The organism is Leptotrichia trevisanii DSM 22070 (assembly GCF_000482505.1).
GTDB classification, from domain to species: Bacteria; Fusobacteriota; Fusobacteriia; order Fusobacteriales; family Leptotrichiaceae; genus Leptotrichia; species Leptotrichia trevisanii.
Genome location: NZ_AXVL01000081.1, coordinates 1 through 1890, shown reverse-complemented (window position 1 = coordinate 1890; position 1890 = coordinate 1). Strand labels below are relative to the sequence as shown.

The 1890-nt window shown below is 28.4% G+C and carries 3 protein-coding genes; 2 read left to right on the top strand and 1 reads right to left on the bottom strand.

Annotated features, from left to right (window positions below):
- Positions 1-554: S24 family peptidase (locus K324_RS0109610; RefSeq protein WP_026748933.1), on the bottom strand; the 554-nt coding region annotated here is incomplete at its 3' end.
- Between the two features lie 180 nt (positions 555-734).
- Between K324_RS0109610 and K324_RS0109605 the strand changes: the two genes are divergently transcribed.
- Positions 735-1019, top strand: coding sequence for a hypothetical protein (locus tag K324_RS0109605; protein WP_026748932.1), 285 nt, complete (start codon positions 735-737; stop codon positions 1017-1019).
- A 294-nt stretch (positions 1020-1313) separates the two neighbouring features.
- Positions 1314-1562, top strand: a complete 249-nt coding sequence (locus K324_RS0109595) for a hypothetical protein (protein ID WP_026748931.1) — start codon at positions 1314-1316, stop codon at positions 1560-1562.
- Positions 1563-1890: the final 328 nt, after the last annotated feature.

The following is a 1890-nucleotide window of genomic DNA, read 5'->3' as shown; positions in this document are numbered from 1 at the left end:
TAAATTAATGCCTCTTGTCCATTTAACCTTCTTATATCTATGCCGTCCACTACATCAACAACCATTATATCACCATCGTGATAATATGGCTCCATACTATCTCCTCTGACTCGACAGGCAAAATCTCTTTTCTTTACATTTTTGTTTATGTTCGGGATACTAATGTATTCTATCTCTTCTATATTGTCGTCCATTTCAATTAATCCATTTCCTGCACTCGCCATTCCGTAAATTGGTATCTGAATAAAACTCGTAAATATCTCATCAGATACGTTACTTGTTGGTTTTTTGAAAGATTTATTTTTGTTTAGAAGATTTTCATCTAAACCTGCTAACTCTAACATTTTTAAATAATCTAAATTATAAATTTTTGAAAAAGCTGTTAGCAAATTAATATCTATTGTATCTTGCTCTCCTTGTTCCAGTTTTTGTATAGCAGTAAAAGTGTATTTTACCCCTTTTCCTTGAAGCAAAGTTTCCACTTGTCGTAACGAATAACCTTTTTCAATTCTTCTGTCTTTCAATATTTTAAACAATTTTTTTAAGTCTTTCATAAAATTCACTCTCCTAGTATTTATAATATGTTACCATATTTTTGTATAATTTTTTATACTTTTTTGAAAAAAAGTGTTGACTTTTTTAAACTGATATTGTATAATAAAGTCAACAAAAGAGATTTGATAATATTTTTTTACCTTATATGTAGAAAAAAGTCAACAATAGGAGATGATAACATGAGTTTTAGCGAAGCATTAAAATACGCCTCAGAAGTTGAAAGAGGCTGGAACAGAAGATTATACGAATCAGATGTGGAAAATGCAGAGTATGAAGAGCAATGTGATTACAGATACAACCAACTTCGCAAAGAGTTGAAATCAAGAAAAGCAGAACTCACAGAGGAGGACTTCACAGAAGCTGAGTATAAAATGCTTGAGGATTATTTAAGAGATTATACTTTAACTCCAGATACGGAGTTGCAGGAAGTTATCGACAGCTTTATAGATGAAATTGATAATTAATTTAAGGAGGAATAAAAAATGAAATTTGAAGCGTTAGAGATTGTAAATAAAAACAACAAAAAGGTTTTAAAAGAAAGAGAAGCTAAGAAATTAAAAAACAGAATTAAAAAATTATTCAAAAAGTAATTGATGTTTTACTAAACCTATAACAATTACTGTTGTAGGTTTGAATAAGATATTAATAAACAAGATTTTTACAGACTTTGAAAGCAAGTCCAGTAACAAAAAGGCATATCAATATATCAAATTAAACTTATCTATAATGCTGTTAAAAATCTAAAATTAGGAGGCTAAATGGAATATAAAAAAGAAGAAAAACAAGCAATAGAGGAATTTAGAAAACTTAGAGGAAATAATCCTCAAGTATCAGTTACAATCGAACTTGCAAATTATGGATTCTGGCTAAGAGGATTTAAGAAAAAACAGCAAGATTTCAAGCCTGTTCGATATTCAGACTATGAAGTTTCTTGTATTTATGGCAAAGAAGACGTATTACAGAAAATTAAAGAATTTAAGGTAAAAATAAAAGAATTAGGAGAGTGATTAAAACGTATGAGAAATTAATAAAAGAGCTGAATAATTTAAAAACAGCTGAATTAGGACAGATTGCAAAAAAGTAAAATCAATTTTCAAAAAATATTATCCTGTCGAGGCTTACACGCTTGACAGGAATAAAAGAATATTAGAGCTGGAAACAAAAGGTAGAAATATAATCAAAGTTAAATTTAAAAAGGTAACAAATAAAAATAAATTTAAAATAGTAAATTATGAAATTAAGGAGGAATAATGACAATAAGAGAACAGCTTGAAGCTGAAATGGATCAAGAAGAAATTAAGGAAATGGAGGAAAATAGCATTGATGACAACAAAG